Origin of the sequence: Microtetraspora sp. AC03309 (assembly GCF_020826795.1) — a bacterium.
GTDB classification, from domain to species: domain Bacteria; phylum Actinomycetota; class Actinomycetes; order Streptosporangiales; family Streptosporangiaceae; genus Microtetraspora; species Microtetraspora glauca.
On sequence record NZ_JADDIL010000174.1, the window covers coordinates 1 to 2,730 of the forward strand.

The 2,730-nt window shown below is 67.8% G+C and carries 2 protein-coding genes; both read right to left on the minus strand.

Annotated features, from left to right (window positions below; all coding sequences use genetic code 11):
- Positions 1-69 precede the first annotated feature (69 nt).
- Positions 70-852 (minus strand): IS21-like element helper ATPase IstB, encoded by a 783-nt coding sequence (gene istB, locus IMZ11_RS41995; protein WP_228649077.1) that lies wholly within the window; start codon positions 850-852, stop codon positions 70-72.
- 100 nt (positions 853-952) lie between these two features.
- Entirely contained in the window at positions 953-2,551 is a 1,599-nt protein-coding gene (istA, locus tag IMZ11_RS42000; protein ID WP_374463242.1) for an IS21 family transposase, read from the minus strand.
- Positions 2,552-2,730: the final 179 nt, after the last annotated feature.

Genomic DNA, 2,730 nt, shown 5'->3' on the forward strand with positions numbered 1-2,730 from the left:
TGTGGACGATCACAGAATTGAGCAGCCCTGTGCTCACGTAATTGACCAGGTCCCGGTCTGATTTCTGTTCTATCCCGCCTTCGTCGTGCTGGGGGTCACGGCGCGCCCGGGACGCTTGTTAGGGCGGTAGCTCGGCCCGTTCATGAAGACCTGGTGACTGTTGTTGATCAACCGGTCCAGGAGCGACTCGGCGACAACAGGGTTGGGGAACAGCGGATACCAGTCCATCGGCTGCCGGTTGGAGGTCATGATCATGGACTTGCCGGCGCGTTCGCTGATCAGTTCGTAGAGATCATCGGCTTGGGCAGCGGTCAGCTCGCGCATGACGAAGTCATCCAGGATCAGCACCGCCGGCCGCGCGAGTTCCGCCAGGCGGCGGGCCCAGGAGCGGTCGGCGTGGCCGCCGGCCAGCTCAGCGAGCGCGCGGCTGGTCTTGGCGAAGCGGACATCGGCGCCGTGCCGGATGGCCAGGTGTCCGAGGGCTTGGGCGATATGGCTCTTGCCGACCCCGACGGGCCCGTAAAGGATCACCGACTCTCCGGCGTGGAGCCAGCGCAGTGCGGCCAGGTCACGGATCTGCGCTGAGGGCAGCTTGGGCGAGGCGGCGAAGTCGAAGCCCTCCAGGGTTGCCTGCTGCTCGAAGCGGGCTTTGCGCAGCCGTCGCTGCATGGCCACGGTGTCACGTCGGGACAGCTCGTCTTCACATAGGACTTGGAGGAAGTCGATGTGGCCGAGTTCCCCGGCGCGGGCCTGGGCCAGGCGGGCGTCCAGGGTGTCGAGCATGCCGCCGAGTTTGAGAGCGCGCAACGCCTTGTCCAGCGCGCTGAGTTCGATCGTGGTGATGCTGGTCATGGTGAAGCTCCTGTTCATGGTTCGTGGTGGGCTGCTTCAGCGCGATGGCGGCGGGCGGGCGTCGCGGTGAGCGTGGTCACGGAGACGGAGGCTGGGTGGGTCAGCCTGCGGCCGAAGTGCTGGAACCGCGCAGCGGGATCACCTCGGCGACCTGGCCCGGCGGCGGGTCGGCGAACAGAGCGGCGGGACCATGCAGGAACGCGTCCGCGCCGCCGTCGCCTCGGCCCGCGGGTGCCGGGTCGGTCTCGGTGCCGGCGGCCAGGATGCCCTTGATGGTGCGGTAGGACGGGTCACCGACTTCGATGGCTTTGGCGCACGCCTGTTCCAGACGGTGCGGGTTGTGCTTGTCGGCCAGGCCGATCACGCCTTGCGCGGCCCGCAGCCGATAGAGCAGGTCGGCATCGGCGAGCAGGGCGGTGACCACTTCGAGGCAGGCCGGGCCGATCTGCTCGGCCTCGCCGCGGCACCAGGCCGGGGTGCGCAGGTGGAAGGCGACCTTCTCCGGCGGGTAGTCGGCCAGGTCGGTCTGCTTGCCCGCCAGCTTGCGCGGGTGGGTCTTGATCAGCTCCCCGCTGCAGAAGAACTGCACCATGGTCGCGGTGGAGCGGACATCCAGATGGCGGCCCAGATACCGCCATGGGATGGAATACAGCACCTTGTCCACCCGGGCGTGGATGTCGGGGCCGACCTTGGCTTTGGACCAGCGCGACAGCACGAACGGCGTCGTCGGCAGCGCGGCCAGGCGTTCGGCCTCGACCGCGGTGAACACCACCAGTGGGGCCGCATCGGCCAGTGGACGGCACGGGCGCCTCCCGGCGACTTCCAGGCACCAGCGTTCGGCCTGCTGGCGCATCTCCTCCAGGCTGGTGAAACTCCGGCCGCGCCAGAAGCTGTCGCGGATATAGGGCATCGGCCGCTCGACGCTGGCCTTGTCACGCGGCTTGCGGGATCGGGCCGGGTCGATCAGGACGCCGTAGTGCGCGGCCAGCTCGGCATAGGCGCGGTTGATCTTCGGGTCGTAGAGGTCTGGCCGGTCCACCCCGGTCTTGAGGTTGTCGGGCACCAGCCGGGCCGGGCAGCCTCCGAAGAAGCCGAAGGCGGCCACGTGCGCGCTGCTCCAGGCGTGCTGGTCCACCTTCAGTACCGGATAGACGAACATGTGCCGGGAAGCGGGCAGCACCATCACGAACGCCTGAACCATGTGACGACGCCCGGTCTTGGGGTCGGTCCAGCGTCCCAGCTGCCCGTAGTCGATCTGTGCTTCGGCGCCCGGCTCGGCCTCGCGCAGGCGCAGCACCCGCACCTGGGAGGTGCGCACCTCCTCGGGCAGATTCGCGTGCACATAGCGGCGCATCGAGGCGATGCTGACCGCCAGCCCGTGCTCATCACGCAGCCGCTGGTGGATCGTCGTCACCGTCACCCCGGCCTTGAGTTGGGCAACGATGTAGTCGCGGTGCTGGTCGATGGTCGGCCAGGTCACCTGCCGCAGCCGGCCGTCGACCACCTCGGGGAACCACTCGCGCACCCGTGCCGCCCATTCAGCGGAGGTGATCGCCGCTCCACCGGGTGTGATCCCCGCCTCTTCCGCTGGGGTCACGTACTTGCGCACGGTGTTGCGTGAGACCCCCAGACTGGCCGCGATCTCGTTCTTGGACCGGCCCGCGTGCCAGTGCACCAAGATCTCGGTGATGTCCACCACCTCGAACGTCCTCCTCGCCATCGGCTCCCCCGTCCCGTGACGAGGGCAAGAATGCTGATCTTCCGATGACCAGGTCCATCCCGACACGCACGCCCTGACCAGGGTCAATTACGTGATCGAGGTGCTCAATTACGTGATGGCGGCGGCGTCATCGCTGCTCAAATCCGTGATCGTCGACA

Bases quoted from the DNA above. Each gene is read 5' to 3' on its own strand.
- istB (WP_228649077.1), bottom strand. From the start codon at position 852: ATGACCAGCATCACCACGATCGAACTCAGCGCGCTGGACAAGGCGTTG.